This window comes from Cytobacillus stercorigallinarum, assembly GCF_014836495.1.
Lineage (GTDB): Bacteria > Bacillota > Bacilli > Bacillales > Cytobacillaceae > Cytobacillus > Cytobacillus stercorigallinarum.
This window is the reverse complement of sequence record NZ_JACSQT010000008.1, coordinates 25,762-45,854: the sequence shown is the minus strand read 5'-3', so window position 1 is coordinate 45,854 and position 20,093 is coordinate 25,762. Positions and strand designations below refer to the sequence as shown.

General features: G+C 37.4%; 15 protein-coding genes and 1 other annotated feature. Of the genes, 4 read left to right on the top strand and 11 right to left on the bottom strand.

Going from position 1 to position 20,093, the window contains the following annotated elements:
* Positions 1 to 70 precede the first annotated feature (70 nt).
* The 3 genes from H9655_RS15505 to H9655_RS22850 all read left to right on the top strand — a co-directional run bounded on the left by H9655_RS15505 (position 71) and on the right by H9655_RS22850 (position 3,406).
* Positions 71 to 949, top strand: coding sequence for a LysR family transcriptional regulator (locus tag H9655_RS15505; RefSeq protein WP_191815656.1), 879 nt, complete (start codon positions 71 to 73; stop codon positions 947 to 949).
* Positions 950 to 1,074: 125 nt separating this feature from the next.
* On the top strand, positions 1,075 to 2,535 hold the full coding sequence (locus H9655_RS15500; RefSeq protein WP_191815654.1) for an aldehyde dehydrogenase family protein: 1,461 nt from the start codon (positions 1,075 to 1,077) through the stop codon (positions 2,533 to 2,535).
* Between the two features lie 19 nt (positions 2,536 to 2,554).
* Positions 2,555 to 3,406, top strand: coding sequence for a methyl-accepting chemotaxis protein (locus H9655_RS22850; protein ID WP_191815652.1), 852 nt, complete (start codon positions 2,555 to 2,557; stop codon positions 3,404 to 3,406).
* Between the two features lie 84 nt (positions 3,407 to 3,490).
* On the opposite strand, the gene aspS is transcribed toward H9655_RS22850, so the two are convergent.
* The 7 genes from aspS to pruA form a co-directional block, all read right to left on the bottom strand.
* Positions 3,491 to 4,804 carry an aspartate--tRNA(Asn) ligase gene (gene aspS / locus H9655_RS15490; protein ID WP_191815956.1) on the bottom strand — a complete coding sequence of 438 codons (1,314 nt, stop codon included), beginning with the start codon at positions 4,802 to 4,804 and terminating at the stop codon, positions 3,491 to 3,493.
* 106 nt (positions 4,805 to 4,910) lie between these two features.
* Positions 4,911 to 5,142 (bottom strand) — a binding site (T-box leader).
* A 66-nt stretch (positions 5,143 to 5,208) separates the two neighbouring features.
* The gene (locus H9655_RS15485) at positions 5,209 to 5,889 is read right to left on the bottom strand and encodes a GNAT family N-acetyltransferase (protein ID WP_191815954.1); all 681 of its coding nucleotides are present in this window, start codon (positions 5,887 to 5,889) and stop codon (positions 5,209 to 5,211) included.
* Positions 5,890 to 5,906: 17 nt separating this feature from the next.
* Positions 5,907 to 7,022: a mandelate racemase/muconate lactonizing enzyme family protein gene (locus H9655_RS15480; protein WP_191815650.1), complete on the bottom strand. Its 1,116-nt coding sequence runs from the start codon at positions 7,020 to 7,022 to the stop codon at positions 5,907 to 5,909.
* Between the two features lie 59 nt (positions 7,023 to 7,081).
* Positions 7,082 to 8,509: a Na+/H+ antiporter NhaC gene (gene nhaC, locus H9655_RS15475; protein WP_191815648.1), complete on the bottom strand. Its 1,428-nt coding sequence runs from the start codon at positions 8,507 to 8,509 to the stop codon at positions 7,082 to 7,084.
* A gap of 32 nt (positions 8,510 to 8,541) precedes the next feature.
* The gene (locus H9655_RS15470) at positions 8,542 to 9,633 is read right to left on the bottom strand and encodes an amidohydrolase (protein WP_191815646.1); all 1,092 of its coding nucleotides are present in this window, start codon (positions 9,631 to 9,633) and stop codon (positions 8,542 to 8,544) included.
* A gap of 405 nt (positions 9,634 to 10,038) precedes the next feature.
* On the bottom strand, positions 10,039 to 11,238 hold the full coding sequence (locus tag H9655_RS15465; protein ID WP_191815644.1) for an ornithine--oxo-acid transaminase: 1,200 nt from the start codon (positions 11,236 to 11,238) through the stop codon (positions 10,039 to 10,041).
* Between the two features lie 76 nt (positions 11,239 to 11,314).
* Positions 11,315 to 12,862 carry an L-glutamate gamma-semialdehyde dehydrogenase gene (gene pruA / locus H9655_RS15460; protein ID WP_191815642.1) on the bottom strand — a complete coding sequence of 516 codons (1,548 nt, stop codon included), beginning with the start codon at positions 12,860 to 12,862 and terminating at the stop codon, positions 11,315 to 11,317.
* Between the two features lie 219 nt (positions 12,863 to 13,081).
* Here pruA and H9655_RS15455 point away from each other — a divergent pair, with 219 nt between their 5' ends.
* Positions 13,082 to 14,485 carry a sigma-54 interaction domain-containing protein gene (locus H9655_RS15455; protein ID WP_191815640.1) on the top strand — a complete coding sequence of 468 codons (1,404 nt, stop codon included), beginning with the start codon at positions 13,082 to 13,084 and terminating at the stop codon, positions 14,483 to 14,485.
* 148 nt (positions 14,486 to 14,633) lie between these two features.
* Here H9655_RS15455 and H9655_RS15450 read toward each other — a convergent pair whose 3' ends face one another.
* From H9655_RS15450 to H9655_RS15435, 4 genes are all read right to left on the bottom strand, one after another.
* Positions 14,634 to 16,442 carry an ABC transporter ATP-binding protein gene (locus H9655_RS15450; RefSeq protein WP_191815638.1) on the bottom strand — a complete coding sequence of 603 codons (1,809 nt, stop codon included), beginning with the start codon at positions 16,440 to 16,442 and terminating at the stop codon, positions 14,634 to 14,636.
* A complete protein-coding gene (locus H9655_RS15445) occupies positions 16,435 to 18,159 on the bottom strand; it encodes an ABC transporter ATP-binding protein (RefSeq protein ID WP_191815636.1) in 1,725 nt (574 codons plus the stop codon). The genes H9655_RS15450 and H9655_RS15445 overlap by 8 nt, the downstream gene beginning before the upstream one ends.
* Positions 18,160 to 18,313: 154 nt before the next feature.
* Entirely contained in the window at positions 18,314 to 19,204 is an 891-nt protein-coding gene (locus H9655_RS15440) for a cation diffusion facilitator family transporter (protein ID WP_191815633.1), read from the bottom strand.
* Positions 19,205 to 19,720: 516 nt separating this feature from the next.
* Positions 19,721 to 19,927 (bottom strand): hypothetical protein, encoded by a 207-nt coding sequence (locus tag H9655_RS15435; RefSeq protein ID WP_191815631.1) that lies wholly within the window; start codon positions 19,925 to 19,927, stop codon positions 19,721 to 19,723.
* Positions 19,928 to 20,093 lie beyond the last annotated feature (166 nt).

The following is a 20,093-nucleotide window of genomic DNA, read 5'->3' as shown; positions in this document are numbered from 1 at the left end:
TATAATTAAGAAAATTAAATATTTTTTATCAATTTATTTAAAAATATTAATTGAAAGGACGGGGAGAAAATTGGATTTCCAATGGTTAAAAACCTTTATTACAGCAGCAAACTATTTAAACTTTAGACAAACGGCAGAAGCCCTTTATATTTCGCAACCGTCAGTTACTGTCCATATACGTCATCTAGAAAAAGCATTAGAAACCACTCTTTTCAAGAAAGAGGGACGATCCATGCGCTTAACAAAAGCCGGGAAACAATTTCTTCCGTATGCTAAACAAATTTTATCAAGTTTTGAAGAGGGTAAAAAAGAACTTAGTCATTATACTCAAGGATATACGGCCTCACTAAGCATAGGAATTTCTCCGATTATCGCTGATACGATTCTACCTTTTGCCTTAAAAAATTATATGCGTAAACATCCATTTGTTGAAGTAGCTGTTTCTGTACTAGAACCCGAGGAAATGGAAAAAGCACTCTTCGAAGAGGATATTGATATCGGCTTGAGCTGTAATCTCCCTATTTCAAGAGAGGTGCAATATCAAATACTATACTCTGAAGATGTTAAATTAATTATCGCGCATGATGGAAAAGATGCTGAAAGTGCACCACCATTAGATGAGGAAGAGATTTTAAATCATAATCTTTTAATTACCGACAATCACCCTATATACTGGTCAAAGCTAAAAAATGATCTCCACTATCAGTATTCCTTTATCAAAACAATGAAAGTATCGCAAATTCATATTTCTAAACGGTTCATTATTGAAGGATTGGGAGTTTCCTATTTACCGCTGTCCACTGTAAGAAGAGAATTAATGGAAGGATGGTTATTAGAAGTCCCTCAATCAAAAATTTCATTACCCCAAACGCATACATACGCTTGGATGAGAACAGAAACCAACCAACAAATTGATTTCATGCGATATTTACAAAACTATCGTTTGTGACAATTCAACGAAACATGAACAATATTAGATATAATTACCTATATATTTTACATTTACTAACTATCATATTCGACTCCTATGGTCGATAAACAACTTAGATTCATATATTCTAAGGAGGTTTTTCCATGAGTTTTCAATTATCAGTATTAAATAAGCAGTTTATAAATGGAGAATGGCGTCAAGGAAAAAGCCAAACTCTCTTACAAAATATTAATCCATTTAATGAAGACATCCTTGCAGAAGTAAATGGTGCTACATTAGAAGATATTGATGAAGCCTATCAGGCTAGTGCTAAGGCTAAGCTAGAGTGGGATCGTGTCAACCCTTATAAAAAACGAGACATATTAGAAAAAGCGGTAGCCATTATCGACTTACATGAAGAAGAGATTGTCCAGTTAATTATTGCTGAACTTGGAGGTACTCGATTAAAAGCGGCATTTGAAATTGGCCTTGTAAAAAATATGATTAAAGAGGCAGCCACTTATCCACTACGTATGGAAGGTAAAATTCTGCCGTCTACAGAAGACCATAAAGAAAATAGATTATATCGAGTTCCAGCTGGTGTGGTTGGCGTCATTAGTCCATTTAACTTCCCTTTCTTCCTTTCTATGAAATCAGTTGCTCCAGCACTTGGCGCGGGTTGTGGAGTAGTCCTCAAACCTCATGAAGATTCAATGGTAACTGGTGGTACATTAATAGGAAAGATATTTGAAGAAGCCGGTGTACCTAAAGGATTACTAAATGTTGTATTATGTGATATTAAGGAAATAGGCGATGGCTTTGTAGAACATCCTATTCCAAGAATCATTTCTTTTACCGGATCTACTACAGTAGGTAGCTACATCGGCCAAGTAGCAGTGAAGAACTTTAAAAAGCCTTTACTAGAGTTAGGTGGTAATAGTGCTTTTATCGTTATGGAAGATGCAGATATTGATTATGCCGTGAACGCAGCAACATTTAGCCGTTTTACACACCAAGGACAGATTTGCATGTCTGCGAATCGGATTCTCGTTCAAAAATCAATTTACCCAACGTTTATGAACAAGTTTAAAGAAAAGGTAGCAGCACTTAAAGTCGGTGATCCTAGCGACCCTGAAACCGTGATCGGTCCTGTTATTAACAAACGACAAGCAGCAACATTAGAAGATTTAATTCATACGGGCATTCAAGAAGGGGCAGAACCTATCCTATTAGGAGAAATTAGCGGAAATTTAGTTGCACCAACGATTTTAACAAATGTGACACCTGAAATGACAGTAGCACAAAAAGAACTCTTTGGTCCTGTTGTATGTATTATGACTTTTGATACGGAAGAAGATGCTGTTGCTATCGCTAATCATACACAACTCGGATTAAGCGGGGCGCTTCATACTGCCAATGTAGAACGCGGTGTTGAAATGGCAAAAAGAATTCACACAGGTATGATTCATGTAAATGATGTCACGATTAACGATGAACCTATTGTTGCTTTTGGTGGTGAAAAGCAATCCGGCCTTGGTCGTTTAAATGGGGAATGGAGCTTAGATGAGTTTACTACAATGAAATGGATTTCTGTTAATTATAGTCAACGGCAGTTGCCATATTAATAATTAGGGAGATAAAAAGATGATTGAAACAGAACAGCAATCAATAAACATAATGGACGCTTTTCTAAAAGTAGCGCCTTACTTAAATACATTAATTCAAGATGATATTACTATTGGTATATATGATACAGAGAAATTAATCATTAATTATCCAGGAAAGACATTTTCATTAAATGTCTCTCCCGGGGACCCTCTAATAGACGGTGATATTATTACAGAATCCATACGTACAAATTGCACGAAAACATCGATGGTACCAAAAGAATTATTCGGTTTTCCCCTTATTGCAAAAGCCATCCCCCTTCATAATGAGAAGGGTGAAGTAATCGGTGGAGTAGGTATTGGAATTAGTTTAGAAAAGTCCAATCAGTTGTTCGATGTAGCAGAAAGTCTTTCAGCAGTATCAGAGCAAACAGCTGCAGCCATTGAAGAGATAAGCAAATCAGTGACGATGCTTGCAGATAAAGTGACTGACATGTCTTCACAAATGGGGACTGTAAGCCATAGTGCAGATGAAATCGGAAAAATATCCACTGCAGTAAAGAGTATTTCTGATCAAAGTAACCTTTTAGGTTTAAATGCAGCGATTGAGGCAGCACGAGCTGGGGACGCTGGAAGAGGATTCTCTGTAGTAGCAGAAGAAATTCGTAAACTTGCAAGTAATAGTAAAGACCATGTTTCGCAAATCGATCAAATTACGAAAAGTATCGCGGGGTTACTCACTGAGCTTAATCAATCTTTCTCACAAATTCATCAATTAACAGATACCCAAGCAGCCTCCATTCAGGAGTTTTCAGCGACGATTCAAGAAATTAGTCGCAACGCACAACATTTAGTGGAGATGGCTGATACGACAGTAGAAAGCGATTAATATCCTTTCTGCCTTATCATAGCTTGCCTTCCATAAAGAAGCACGAACAAATACTTATATCATTAGCATTTGTTCGTGCATGACTTATGGGGTTAATCGATGTCGATCTCGTGGGAATGCCGATGCAAAGCGGACATTAGGCCGATTCATTATTTTAGCTGTCAATCGCTCTAAGCCTATTGCAAGACCCCCATGTGGAGGCATACCGTATTTAAAAACATTCGTATAACTTTCAAAATCTGCAACTTTTAAGTGATTTTCTTCTATTGAAGAAATTAATTCTTGATAATCATGAATCCTTAAGCCACCAGTTGTAATCTCTATCCCTTTATACAATAGATCAAAAGAATCTGTGTATAATGAGTGATTTTCTAATGGCTTGGCATACATTGGTCTAACTGTCTTTGGATAATGTGTGATAAAAACGAATTCACTGTTTTCCTTTTCAGAAAAATACTGACAAATTAAGCGTTCTCCCTCCGGATCCAAATCTTCCATCTCACTAGTCGATTTATGATATTCATGAGCTAAAATTTGCTTTGCTTCATGAAGGGATATACAGGGTATTCTTTCTATTAAAGGAATGGTTACACCGACCTCTTGCAACTCTTTTTGATAGCGGTCCCGAATGGTGTTAAAAATAAAACGTAAAAGATTCTCCTCTAATTCCATCAACTCTTTGCTCGAAGATACAAACCCCATCTCTAAATCAAGTGAAATGTATTCATTTAAATGTCTAGATGTCGCATGTTCTTCCGCTCGGTAAACAGGAGCCACTTCAAATACACGTTCATATCCTGCTGCTACCATCATTTGCTTATAAAATTGTGGTGATTGCCCTAAATAAGCAGGTTGATTAAAATAGTCTATTGAGAAGAGGTTCGCCCCTCCTTCAGCCCCTGCTGCTACAATTTTCGGCGTGAATATCTGGATAAAATCCTCATTTCGTAAAAAAGAGGTAAAGGCGTCAACAATTGCTGACTTCATATTAAACATTAGATGCTCTTTATGGTTCCGTAGTGATAAAACACGATGATTCAATAATGTGTCCATGTGGACATCTAATTCTTTTTGATTCAGTTCAATTGGTAAGGGTGCATTAGCAGCGTTTAATAACTGAAGCTTATCTACAATTACCTCTACACCCCTATCGGTTTTCATTGTCTTTACAACAAGACCCTGTACAGAAATGACAGATTCTAATGAAAGTTTCATTTCAGCAAATTCATTCTCTAATACACATTGAATAATGCCGCTACGATCCCGTAACTGTAAGAAAGTAATTTTCCCTAAATGTCTAACACGATGAACCCACCCACATAGTGTAACCTTTCTTTTCACATATTCCATTACAGCAGAGCAATTCACACGGCTTATTCCTTCATTGATTTTGCCCATCATCATTCACACTCCTTATTATTTTGTTTGCATCGTCGTTATCGTCATCATCACTATCCATGTGAATCACCCCTTTCTAATCACACAAAAAACCGAGCTTCATCCCAGAAGGGACGAGGCTCGGTTCTCGCGGTACCACCCTAATTATTACATCATACAATGTAATCTCTTATACGCCCGTTAACGGTGGCCACCGTCCATGCCTACTCAGTAATACCTTTCAGATGGAACTCATTGGTGTCTTTCATCTAACTCCTTATCGCCACTCTTTCAGCTCAAATAAGTAGCTCTCTTATAGATAAGGGTGTCAAACTACTCCTCCAACTCAACGCTCTCAAATATTATTATTTAAGATACATCGCTTCACTCTAAATGTCAAACTATTTCGTATTATATCTCACATATTAAAAACGAGCGTAAACCACCTTTGTCCCCTGTTCTGCTATGATCATTTTCACTCCACGCCAACCAGACTGCAAATATTGCTGTTGTTTGCTGATATCATCCATCTTTATTTCAATCACTTCTCCTTGTTGGGCAACTTTAGCAGCTTGCAAATCTTTCATAAAAACATAGCGAAGGCTACCCCCATATTTCTCCTTAAGTCCAATGATTTGCATATCTTGGACAAACTTATCCTTAAGGGAAGGGTAATTAAAAGGAGCGACTGTACAACAAACATATCTATAATGATGTGCTTCTTCTTTCAATTGTTCCATTAAAATTTGAGCAAGTTTTTGCTGTAGTTTGTTCCCTCTATACATTGGATCTACATTAGATATTTCTTGATAGATAACCGTAGACAAATCCTTTACACCAGCATCTAGGCCCAGATGCTCGGGATCATTCTCAGGCGGAATGAGTAATGCGCGAAAGGCAATTAATTGCTCTTTGACCCAAGCACCAACCATTTTTCCATTTCCCTTTAAAATATAGAGGAACTCCTCTTTCGATAATGGCTGTAATACTTTTTTATCAGGTAGGGCATGGATAACCTTTTGTTGCAATTGCAGAATTTGTTCAATATGCTGTTCTTCTAGATTTATAACATCATAAGATGGGCCTTGTTTGGTTATGTCTCTCATGGTTACATTCAAACTCTTCAACTCTCCTTTAATACATCTTCAAATACAGTCAGTTCTTTTAGCATCTCTTCATCAATATTTACGCCTAAACCAGGTTGGTCTTTTAAAGAAATATAAGGAATATCATAATGTAAGTCACCGATATCCTTAGAGAACTTAAGTGGTCCAGTTAATTCTACACTAGTAATATTCTTTTTAGAAAAAGACACATGAAAACCTGCACTTGAAGCAATTGATGATTCTACCATTGATCCGACCTGGCACTCAATCCCCGCTAGTTCTGCCTGATATGCAAGCTTAACTGCTGGCAAAATACCACCACACTTCATCAACTTAATGTTTATCCGATCACATGCATTTTTCTGAATAATCTCTTTCAACTCTCTTGCTCCCTTTAATCCTTCATCAATCATAAGGGAAACGGATGAATGAGACCTAATAAATGCCATACCATCAATATCATCTGCCCTTACCGGTTGCTCTAACCAATCTATATCTACCGTTTCTAATGCCTTTATTCCTTTTAAAGTAGCAGCCGCTGTTTGCCAACCTTGGTTAACATCCACTCGTATCACTGCTTGGTCTTTAACGCTATCAGCAACTGCCTTAATTCTTGCTACATCCCCATCCACATCTCTTCCTACTTTGATTTTAAAAGATGTGTAACCTTTTGAGACTTGTTCCAGTGCTTCTGTCGCCATCTTTTCTGGCTCACCAATACTTAACACATGTGTGATGGGAAATTGCTCATGGTAACGTCCACCGATGAGTTGATACACGGGCACTTGTAGTTTTTTACCGATTAAGTCGTAACAAGCAATATCGATCGCTGCTTTAGCAGCAGGTGCTTGATAGATGAGCTTGTCCATGATTTCATGTACCTTTTCAATTTCCATTGGATTGATTCCTAATATGGCTGGTCCAAGCGTATGTTTAATTACTTGATAAGTGCCTTCCCATGTTTCTCCTGTCACATGCTCATCAGGTACTGCTTCTCCATAGCCTATCAGCCCTTCATCTGTTTCCACTTTTACGATAATAGATGGCATATCTTTATATGTGTGATAACTGATAACAAATGGCTGCTTTAAAGGTAGTCGAATGGCATAAATAGTAATGGCTGAAATCTTCATTTAAGTCTCTCCTTCTTAATGGAAAGAAAGCCGAAGTCATTCCTCGGCTTTCTTTATCATTATGCATTTAATGATGCATCCTCTTCTTTCTCCAACATCCTTTTCTCTTCATCTGAGATTTTAACAATTGTAAAGCCTATGAATGCGTAAATAATCGAAAGAATCGGAACAATAAAGTTAAAAATCGCATATGGTGCATATTCTAATGCACCTATTCCTAATGTGCCAAGAATAAACACTCCACATGTATTCCAAGGAATAAATACTGACGTTAACGTTCCACCATCTTCAAGTGACCTTGACAGATTTTTAGAGTGGAGATTTTTATCACGATATGCTTTGGAAAACATCCTTGCTGGGACAACAATTGAAATATATTGTTCAGAAGCAGTAGCATTTGTTGCAAATGCAGATACAATCGTCGTTGCCACAAGACTCCCCGCAGATTTAGCTAACTTTAGGATCTGATTGACAATCGCTTGTAGCATACCGGTGTTTTCCAGTATCCCCCCAAACGTCATCGCTACAATTGTCATGGAGACGGTGAACATCATCGAATCGAGCCCACCACCATTAAAGAGGCCGTCTACCATTTCATTTCCGGTATTAAGCACATAACCTGCTTGTAAGGCATTGACTGCTTCAGAGAGCGATCCACCTTGTACAAATATTTGGCACAGCACCCCTAAAAGAATACCAACGACTAATGCTGGTACTGCGGGAACTTTTTTTGCAACCATCACAATGACAATGAGTGGCACAAGTAATAACCATGGGGAAATAACAAAGGTGTCTTGTAAGACAAGAATCGTTTGTTCGATTTCCCCTGGATTTGCTCCACCTTTACCAAAATCCTTCCCTAAGAACCAATAAACACCTAAAGCAATGAGAATTCCTGGAATTGTTGTATACAACATATGCTTAATATGATCAAATAAATCCGTACCTGTTAAACCGGCTGCTAAATTTGTCGTGTCAGAAAGTGGCGACATCTTATCTCCAAAATAAGACCCTGAAATAATTGCTCCGGCAACCATTGGTGCAGGAATGCCCATACTCAAACCGATTCCCATACCTGCAACACCAATTGTACCCATTGTTGACCAAGAACTACCGATTGATAAAGAGACAATCATACAAATAATGGTTATCGTTACAAGGAATAAAGACGGTGTAATTATTTTCAATCCATAGTAAATCATTGTCGCGACAATACCGCCACCTAGCCAAGAGCCGATGACTAAACCAACTAACATAATAATAATGACAGCCGGTAATGCCAGTTTAATCCCCTTATACATCGATTCCTCAATATGTTTCCAATTATATCCTGCTTTCCAAGCAACTAATGCCGCTACAATTGTGCCAATAATTAATGGAATATGAGGTCCTTGATCTAAATAAATAACCGCAATCATCATTGTTATTATCATGACAACTAAAGGAATTAGCGCCATACCAAATGTCATCTTTTGATCCTTTTTCATAGAAATCCTCCCAATTCATTTTTTCACTTTAATTACGCTTTCATTAGTGTTGCTGCTACTATTCGAGCACCCTGGTCCAATACTGTATGATTAAATCTCATTTGCGGGTGGTGCAATCCAGGCTTTAAGTCAGCACCTAAACCAATCATTGTTGCATGGACATTTGGATGTTTGATTGTATAAAAATGAAAGTCATCACTTCCCGGGGTAATGAGCGGGGGAGCCACACTTTCTGACCCTAAAACCTCTGTAATTGCCCGTATTGCCTTCGCTTCTGCTTGTTCAGAGACGACTGCACCTGGTGTATAATCTTTCCAATCAAATGAAATATCGACATCAAACATTGCAGCAATATCGCCTAACCCTTTACTCACTTTTGTTTGTAGTTCTGCTAATTGTTCATTTTTTTGCGCTCTTATATCAATACCAAAGGTGGCATGGCCCGGAATGATATTTAAGCTTTCTCCACCTGTTTGAATGTTAGTTAATTTGACAGAATACGCAGCAAACGGGGACAAATAGATATTTTTTAATAATTGATAAATCGCAGCAATTATATCAATTGCGCTTCTTCCTTGATGAGGCCTGGCGCCATGGGCATCTTCACCACTAATTTTTCCTTCTAATGTGACACATGCACCGTGATGGATGGATGGTGATACTTGTCCTAAAGATAATTCTTCATGTGGTCTGAGATGGATGCCAAACAAATGTGTAACACCTTCCATCGCGCCATGCTTAATCATTTCTAGAGATCCATTCCCTTTTTCTTCAGCTGGCTGAAAAATAAAACGGATGCGCTTACTTAAAGCTTGCTTATCCAAATAAAGAATACTACCTAAAACAATAGCCATATGCGCATCATGCCCACAGGAGTGATTTGCACGATATGTACCATCCACTTGCTGCCAGAGTGCATCCATATCGGCTCTTACAGCAATCACTTCCTCTCCATTTCCCACCTCTGCAATTACACCTGTTAAATCCCCAAAAGTTTGATAATCAACTTTTAAACCACTCAAAATAGACATAATTTTTTTGGTTGTCTCATACTCTTTAAAACTAGGTTCTGGATGGTTATGAAATTCATTAAACCATTCTTGAATTTGATCTTTATAGACCATAAAATCATTCCTTTTAGACTTTATAAAATTTTTCAAAAATTCATTTTTGACTAATCTTTGGATACACAAAAAGCCTTGTACGAATGTACAAGGACTTCTCACTAATGAACAGTATGGCCAGTTCTTCTTTGGTGAGAAATCTCTAGCTGAATTTGTTTGCACTAAGTTATATTACTATCATGTTTTATTAAGCAATACTCTTTACCAAGAAACAAATGAGAACAAGATCTATCTAAAAAAGAAAGCGTTTACGTTTTTTAAAAGTTTGATAACTTCCATGAAATAAAGGATTAGGAGAAAGATAAATGTGATCGATTGTATCTTTCTCCTCTTACAGTATTAAAGTGATTATTATGATAATATCATATATAGAAGAATTATTCTAATAATTTATTAAAAACTGTCTTATCCTAAAACTTTTACTATTTTTTCAATTGCCCAATCAAGGTCTTCTTTAGAAATAATAAGTGGCGGGGCAAAGCGAATAACCGTATCATGTGTTTCTTTACAAAGAAGCCCTTCTTCTTTCAATGCTTCACAATATTTACGTGCGGGTTCAGTAAGCTCCACACCGATAAACAACCCACGTCCACGGACTTCTTTAATCATGGGATTGTTTATTTCTTTCAATTGATCAACAAAATAGTTACCTAGCTCTAAAGATCGCTCTACAAGCTTCTCTTCTTTAATTACTTCAATGGAAGCCATAGAAACCGCGCATGCCATTGGGTTCCCACCAAATGTTGAACCATGTGAGCCCGGATTGAAGACACCTAAAACTTCCTTGCTTGAAACAACACAAGAAATTGGGAAAACCCCTCCACCTAAAGCTTTACCTAGAATGTACATATCAGGACTTACGCCTTCCCATTCACAAGCAAACATTTTTCCAGAGCGTGCTAGCCCAGCTTGAATCTCATCAGCAATGAACAGGACATTCTTCTCTTTACATAAATCACGCGCTTCTTTTAAGAACCCTTCTGGTGGAATAACAATTCCAGCTTCTCCTTGAATCGGTTCAATTAAAAAGGCAGCCGTATTTTCTGTAATAGCAGCTTTTAATGCAGCTATATCTCCATAAGGAACTAGCTTAATCCCCGGAAGCATCGGACCAAAACCTTTTTGGTATTCTTCTTCTGAAGAAAGGGAGACAGCTGTCATCGTTCTGCCGTGGAAGTTTCCAATACAAGCAATGATTTCTGCTTGATTCTCAGCTACACCTTTTACATCATAAGCCCATCGACGAGCTGCTTTTACAGCTGTTTCCACCGCTTCTGCACCTGTGTTCATTGGCAAAGCCATTTCCATACCTGTCAGCTCACAAATCATTTCATACCAAGGACCCAATTGGTCATTATGGAAAGCTCTTGAAGTTAATGTCACGCGGTCTGCCTGGTCTTTCAACGCTTGAATAATCTTTGGATGGCGATGTCCTTGGTTAACTGCTGAATACGCACTTAACATATCCATGTATTTGTTACCCTCAGGATCCTTCACCCAAACACCTTCTGCCTCACTAATAACAATTGGCAGTGGATGATAGTTATTCGCACCAAATTTTTCAGATTGTTCGATCAGGTGTTTTGTTTGTACTGTATTTTTCATCTTTATCGACATCCTTCCTGTTTTGATTAATAGGTCGCTAGAAAGGGATAATCATCCCTTTCTGCCTTGATTGAATTTAATACATTTCAGACGTAGTTTTTGCTTGCATATGAAGCATAATATAATCTGGTCCGCCTGCTTTTGAATCTGTACCTGACATATTAAAACCACCAAATGGCTGATAACCAACAATGGCACCCGTACAACCACGATTAAAATAGAGATTACCGACATGGAAATCTTCTCTTGCTTGTTGGATATGTTCACGATTATTCGTGAGAACAGCTCCAGTTAAGCCATATTCTGTATTGTTCGCGATCTCGATTGCATGATTAAAGTCTTTTGCCTTTGTAAAACCGACGACTGGACCGAAAATCTCTTCTTGCATAATGCGCGCTTGTGGGTCTAGGTCCGCAAATATCGTTGGCTGAATGAAATAACCTTTAGAATCATCGCCTTCACCACCAAGCATAAGCTTTCCTTCTTCTTTTCCAATTTCAATATAACTCATAATCTTATTAAATGCTGATTGATCAATGACTGGGCCTGTAAAGTTACTTCGATCTTCTGGATTACCTGCCTTTTTCTCTTTAGCAATTTCAACTGCTCTTGCTAGTACTTGATCATAAACCTCTTCTACAATGACTGCACGAGAACAGGCTGAGCATTTTTGTCCAGAAAATCCGAAAGCAGAAGCGACGATTGATTGTGCAGCAAGCTCTAAATCAGCATCTTTATCAACAACAATCGTATCTTTCCCTCCCATTTCAGCAATCACACGTTTAATCCAAATTTGACCATCATTTAGTTTAGATGCACGTTCGTTAATTCGAAGACCAACATCTCTTGAGCCTGTAAATGAAATAAACCGAGTATCCTTATGGTCAACTAAATAGTCACCGACCTCTGCTCCACTTCCTGGTACAAAGTTAAGTACGCCTTTCGGTAATCCAGCTTCTTCTAATACCTCTACAAATTTAGCCGCAACGATTGGTGTCGTTGAAGCTGGCTTTAAAAGCACCGTATTACCTGCCACAATCGCAGCAACTGTTGTACCAGCCATGATGGCAAACGGGAAGTTCCAAGGAGAAATAATAACTCCCACTCCAAGTGGAATATAGTCATAACGATTGTATTCATTCGGTCGGCTATTGACAGGTACGCCATCTTTAATCGCTAGCATTTGTCGGGCATAATATTCTAAGAAATCGATAGCCTCTGCTGTATCAGCATCTGCCTCATTCCAAGGCTTACCCGCTTCTTTTGTCATTAGAGCGGAAAACTCATGTTTACGTCTTCTAATAATTGCAGCGGCTTTAAACAAAACATCCGCACGCGTTTCTGGCTTCACTTTACGCCAAGATTGAAATGCGTTTACAGCCGATTGCATTGCTTTTTCTGCTAATGCTTGATCTGCTTTTGACACACGACCAATGACTTCTTCTTTATTTGCTGGATTGTTAGATACGATTTTCTCTTTTGTAGAGATTCTTTCACCATCAATTAATAAATCATAATCTTGACCTAAATAGGATTTAACCGTTTCAAGTCCTTTTAAATAATCCGCTTGATTACTTTCTACGCTAAAATCAGTAAATGGTTCATGTTTATATGGCTGTACCATTCGAAATCCCTCCTACTCTATATTTTGATTCTCTTATTCTATTTTTAACGTTCCCCATTATTATTGCAAATAACGTGCCAATTACTAAAAATGCGAATAAATAATATATTTCTCTTATTAGACGCAAAAAAATTTTTCGTTATGCAAAAATTTTTTTCACCCCTTCCGCAAATTTTTTTTGCGAATGTGTATAATAAGGAATTACAGGGGGGGACATTCATGAACAATTTTCTAAAACGAATGAATTACTATTATGACAAAGTCTTAGATGAAATTGACGCTGGTGTCCATGTCGTTGATGAAGGCGGAAATACGGTTATTTATAACCGAAAAATGGCTGAAATTGAAGGGATGGCTAAATCCGAGGTACTCTATAAAAACTTATATGATGTCTTTTCATTTGAACATAATGAAGAAAGTCGGTTACTTGAAGCGGTTGAAAAAGGCATTAAAATCGAAAACGCAAAACAAAGTTATTACAATAATCAAGGACTAGAAATTACTACGGTTAATCATACTCTCCCCATTTTCTATGAAAACGAGCGTATTGGCGCAATGGAGATTGCCCGCGATATTACAAAATTAGAAAAGTTAATCAGGGAGAATAGACAACAAAGAGAAGAAACCCGCTTTACTTTTCAAAGTATCATTGGTCATAGTCCTGCCATAACTGATGTGATCGAGGCAAGTAAAAGAGCGACGCGAACGGATTCTTCTATTTTAATTATCGGGGACACAGGTACAGGAAAAGAACTATTTGCTCAAAGCATTCACAACGCAAGTGAGCGGGCACATAAACCATTTATTTCGCAAAACTGTGCTGCCATCCCGGACAACTTAATTGAAGGTTTGCTTTTTGGTACGAAAAAAGGGGCATTCACCGGTGCAATCGAAAGACCGGGATTATTTGAAGAAGCAGAAGGTGGTACACTTCTACTGGATGAAATTAATTCTTTAAATATACACTTACAAGCAAAATTATTGAGAGTTCTACAAGAGAAAAAAGTAAGACGAGTGGGGGATACGAGAGACCGGTCATTTAATGTCCGTATTATTGCTACAATTAATGAGGATCCGATTGATGCAATTACACATGGACATTTAAGAAAAGATTTATATTATCGGTTAGGTGTCGTTTCTTTAGCTATCCCTCCGTTAAAAGAGCGTAGAGAAGACATAGAGGAACTTGCCTACCATTTCATTCATAAATATAATGAAAAGTTTGCAATGGGAGTAAAAGATATTGATCCTCTCCTTTTATCAAACCTTTTTCATTATGAATGGCCAGGTAATGTCAGAGAGCTAGAACATCTTATTGAAGGCGCAATGAACTTAATCGAATACGAACAAACGATTACCTATCATCACTTACCTTTTCATTATCGTCATCGATTACAATCCCAACCATTCTTGAGAAAAGAGAAAGTATTCGAACACTCAACCGACAGCCATAAGTTTGAGCACATTGGGCAAACTTTAAATGACTATTTAACAAAAGCCGAGCGCGAATTTATTCAACAAGCTCTTATAAGAAATCAGCACCATATTACCAAGACAGCAAAGGAACTTGGTATGAGCAGACAGAATTTGCAATATAGGATTAAAAAACACCATTTACAATAACATACACAAAAAACACTAATCTGTTGATGATTGTGCAGGGCAAGCTCAAGCCCTCGCACAATCATCTCCTATTTTAATTTCAATGTGAATGCTAATCCGTTTCATCCCTTCAAAACTCACTTCGAGTTGCTTTCTGCCTTAACTTTTGTTAATTTAAAAACTGCTGTTTATACATATCTGCATAAACCCCTTGCTTATTATATAACCGCTGATGACTGCCTTGTTCAACAATTTCTCCATCCTTTATGACCATAATATGATTGGCTTGCTCAATTGTTTTGAGGCGATGGGCAATGACAAATGTCGTTTTCCCTTTTGTTAATTGTGCCAATCCCTTTTGAATTTGAATTTCAGTTTGTGTATCAATACTGGATGTGGCTTCATCTAATATTAGAATATTGGGATTCGCAAGCATTGCTCTTGCGATAGAAAGAAGCTGTTTTTGTCCTTGACTTAAATTGCTACCGCCACTTTCGATAAACGTATCATATCCTTTCGGGAGATGCTTTATAAAGGCATGAGCTGACGCAAGCTTGGCTGCCTCGATTACATCTGTATCTTTTGCTTTAAGCTTCCCATAACGAATATTCTCCATAACCGTTCCAGAAAATAAATAAGAATCTTGTAAAACGATTCCGATATTTTTACGAAGTAGACGTATTTCATAGTCTCTTATGTCTTCACCATCAATATAGATTGCCCCTTTTGTAACATCATAAAAACGAGCGAGTAATTGAATGATGGTTGTTTTACCTGAACCAGTTGGACCAACGATGGCAATAGTCTCTCCAGCTTTCACACTAAAACTAAGCGATGATAAAACCTCTCTCTGCTCATAAGCAAAAGAAACATTCCTAAATTCAACATTTCCTACCAATGCCGATACCTTTAGAGCTGACGGACTTTCAACTATATCTGTTTTTTCATCTAAAATTTCAAAAACACGTTCTGCACCAGCTATGGCCGATTGAAAAGTGGTAATCAAATTAGACAACTGATTAATTGGACGGTAAAAATTACGGGAATACGTCACAAATGATGCAATCATCCCTATCGAAGCCATATTTACAATCGCGAGTAATGCGCCTGTAAAAATAATAAAGGCTAATCCCAAGTTATTTATAAAGTTATTCACAGGGCCAAGAAAACCTGATGATATTTCAGCACGAATAGAAGAAGTTCTTAACATTTCATTTTTATGCTCAAAAGAAGTAAGAACGTCATCCTCTTTGCCATATAATGCAATAATCTCCAATCCAGAGATTGACTCCTCTACCTGCCCATTCACTTCGCCGAGATCTCGCTGTCTCGCAGAAAAATAATGACTACTATAAGAGACAATCGCTTTCGTTGCTAAAAACATAAGTGGAATCACCAAGAATGCCACGATGGCCATCACACCATTTAATGCAATCATCGCAATCGCTACTCCGGTAATTGTTAAAACGGATGAAACGATTTGAATCACACTTTGACTAAGCGCTGCATGTAAATTATCGATATCATTTGTTACTCGACTCATTAATTCGCCATAAGAACGCTTATCGAAAAATTTCAACGATAAACTTTGGAGCTGATCAAATAATTCCTGACGGATTTTTTTTATTGTTAATAACGACACATTTACCATGATGAGCGTTTGTGCCCATGTAGTAATAGATATAAGAATATATATACATGCTAGTAAGGCGGACATGACAATGGTACCTGTAATTTCACCTTTTAAAATAAAATCATCAATGATGACACCGATTAAATAAGGACCAGCTAATGTAAATAAAGTTGATAATAACACCATAAAAACAACAAGTATCATTCTTATCTTTTGTTGTTTCATATACTGCCATATACGTAGCAATGTCCCTATAAATTTTTTCGGTGTCGCCCCTTTACCATTCATACGGCTAGGACCTCGGCCAAAATCTAGTGTTTTTTGTTCTTTTGGTTGATTACTCATGGCCGGCTCCCCCTTGTGTTTGATAAATCTCCTTATATACTTCACTTTCTTCTAACAACGTCTCATGATTACCTTTAGCGACAATCTCACCCTCATGAAGAACAATGATCTCATCCGCTTCTCTTATTGAGGATATTTTTGATGAAATAATCACTTTCGTCGAATGACGTTGGTTTAATGCATGTTGAATTCCCTTTTCAGATAGGGCATCAACGGCTGAGGTTGAGTCATCAAGAATGAGCAAGTCTGGCTTCCTAATAAATGCTCTAGCAATGGAAAGTCTTTGCCTTTGCCCACCGGAAAAATTCTTCCCTCCTTGCGCCACTTCATACTCATAACCTTCATCCAATTTATCAATAAATTCAACTGCACAGGCATCATTTGCCGCTTGCTTCATTTCTTCTAGTGATGCATCGGTTCTCCCATCTTTTAGATTGTCTGCAATAGTACCTGAAAATAATAGCGCACGTTGGCTAACAAAACCGATTTGTTTCCGTAATGTTTCCTTCGTGTAACTTTTAATATCCACACCGTTCAAAAGGATTTGACCATGATCGACATCATACAATCGAGGAATGAGTTTGGCTATTGTTGTCTTTCCACTACCAGTTGGACCAATAATTCCTAACGTCTTTCCTCGTTGAATAGTGAAGTTTATATTTTTTAGCACATATTCACCATTTTTGCTATAACTAAAAGCAACATCTTTAAATAATAAATGCTCCTCTTTCTGTTGAGCAATGGTATGTTCACCGTCTACCATATCTTTTTCAACCGTTAATACTTCTTGAATTCGATTAGCCGAAGGGAAAGCTCTTGTTATTAACATCAACACATGGCTACTGGACATCAAGCCATTCATAATAATCGTCATATAGTTAATAAAAGCAAGGATTGCTCCGACTTCAATTGTTCCTCCATCCACCTTTATGACACCAAGCCATAAAGCAGCCACAATGCCTAAATTCACGATAAAAAGCAATAAGGGCATCATAAGAGCAATCAATTGTTCTGCAGAAATATTGACCTTCGTTAACATATTGTTTTTTTCGGCAAATCGCTTCATTTCAAAGTTTTCTCTTCCGAATGCTTTAACGACGCGAATACCGGCTAAATTTTCTTGTAAGCGGGTATTGATGCCATCGATTGCTACTTGCACTTTTTCAAATAAAGACGCTGATTTTTTGGTGAAATAAATAATAATAATAAATAAAATCGGCACAGCAATCATAACAATTGGAAAAAGTTCTCTTGCAGTAAAAAAGACGATTAGGACACTGCCAATGAACAATAACGGCCCCCTTACAAAAACTTTTAACGTCATTAATACCGCGCGCTGTAATACACTAATATCATTACTTACAATCGTTATGAGCTTGCCCGAACCATAACGATCCACGTCCCTACTAGAAAATTGCACAATACGATTAAATACATCCTTTCTTATGTCTGTTGAAAAATGAACCGCAGCTTTTGTGCTAAAAATAGAACAACCAACCCCACCTATTAAGCCGATGATGGCGACAATAATCATAGAAATACCAAGCTGAATTGTCAGCTCCGTGTTATTATTAGCGATCGCATTATCAATCATATGTTGCATAATTGTGGGCTGAAGTAAATCCATACTTACTTCGATAAACATTAAAAATGGTCCTAAACAAGCCAAAAACCAATATGGCTTTATGTAATTTAATAGTCTTCCAAATGAACGCATCCAGTCTCTCCTCTATTTCTTTTTCTAACTTATTTATTTTAACGCTTACTTACTCAATTTGGTCAAATAGATTTTCCCCTTTTGTAAATGTTTTGTTCTCCCAATAGTAAAGAAGCTCACCTGAATTTAATCAGATGAGCTTCTTTACTTACTATTAGGCCCTATCTTCACAAGTTTCATGAGGCTCAACGTGAACATGAACATCATAAACATGATGATTCTCGATTAATTCTTTTTCAACTACTGTAGCGAGATCATGGGCAAGGTTAATATCCATCGTTCCTTCTACACAAATAATCACATCGACAACAATATTATTTCCATACAAACGCCCTTTGATTTCCTTTATTTCTTTCACGCCTTCAATCGCATGAATGGCATTTTCATATTCCTCAATCTTATCTTCATCAAAGCCGTCTGTTAGTTGATGTGTTGAGTCTCTGAAGATCTCCCATGCTGTTTTAACAATCAAACAGCCAACTATTACAGCTGTTACTGTATCTAACCAAGGTAATCCAAGTTGTGATCCAAATATACCAATTGCTGCACCGATACTAACCAGTGCATCAGAGCGGTTATCCATAGCCACTGCATACAATGATTTACTATCAATACTATTAGCCAACTTTTGGTTGTAAATAGACACAACAAACATAATTGCAGCAGCCAATAAAGCCACATATCCAGCAATCGCATTAGGCACTTCGGAAGTTTGATTCACTAAAGAGGAAAACGCTCCAATAATTACTTCTGCACCGACAGCAAACATAATAAAAGCAGCAATCAAGGAGGCAATTGCTTCACTTTTCCAATGTCCGTATTTATGGTCTTTATCTGGAGGTCGTTGTGAAATTCGTAAGCCCACCAGAACGGCAATACTCGCAATGATGTCTGTCACATTATTTAATCCATCTGCTTTTAGAGCAGCTGAGTTTGTCATATAGGCAACGGTCAACTTAAAAACCGATAGTATGATGTAAACAATAATACTTAACTTTGCACCTTTTTCACCAATTTTTAAATTCTTATATTTTTGTTCATCCACTAAAAACACACCCTTCAATCGCTATATTTATCATAGCAATCACTAGTCGAGTGGGTCTATAGCAACCTTTTTGGCTCATTGAATTTAAATAGGGATAATAAAAAATTGTTGAAAGAGGCAAACATTTTATCGGTAATCCAAACATGTACAATCCCCCTAGCCCCTTCACCGTATTCACATAATGTCTCCAGAATCACACCTTTCATACATGAGATTAAGACCCTTTGCTATTGGTGGGCGATTTACTTCTATCTACACAAAAAAGGCTGCCAACTTAATTTGGAAGCCCCTAAGTATTGCAAGTCAAAATCTTGCTTTGAAATAGATTAAATATGTACGTGTACAACACGTATAATGAAAAACCGCACGATCAATAATTGGTTGGGTACATTTCTTTACTTGTATTCTAAATGCTAAATACTTGCGGATTTTTCCTCTTTTAAGTTGGGAAACAAACTCAATGATTAGACAACAGAATATTCCCAAACCATTATTTTTAATGAATTTACTCTCTTCCTATCGTCTTTTACTAAAAGAGCTTCCCTTTATATATAGAACGACAATTGTAGTAATGATAAGCCCAGCGAATACAAATGTCCCCATTCCTGCTCGATAGACGATATAGACATCCGTATGCTTAAATACATTAATAATCAAATATATTATTAGCGTCAAAGCAAGTACGATAATAATCGATGTGAATTTATTTTTACCACGATACATCATTCCACACCCTTTCACAACTGAAAGTGACTATCCTTAAGACCTGCTCTATACTTATGTACGAAACAAGCTATGATATGACAAGTCACTCTGCACACATTCTCCACATGTATTCTCTATAATTAGCGATAGGTGATGCTATGAAGAATTTATCCGTTAAACTAGG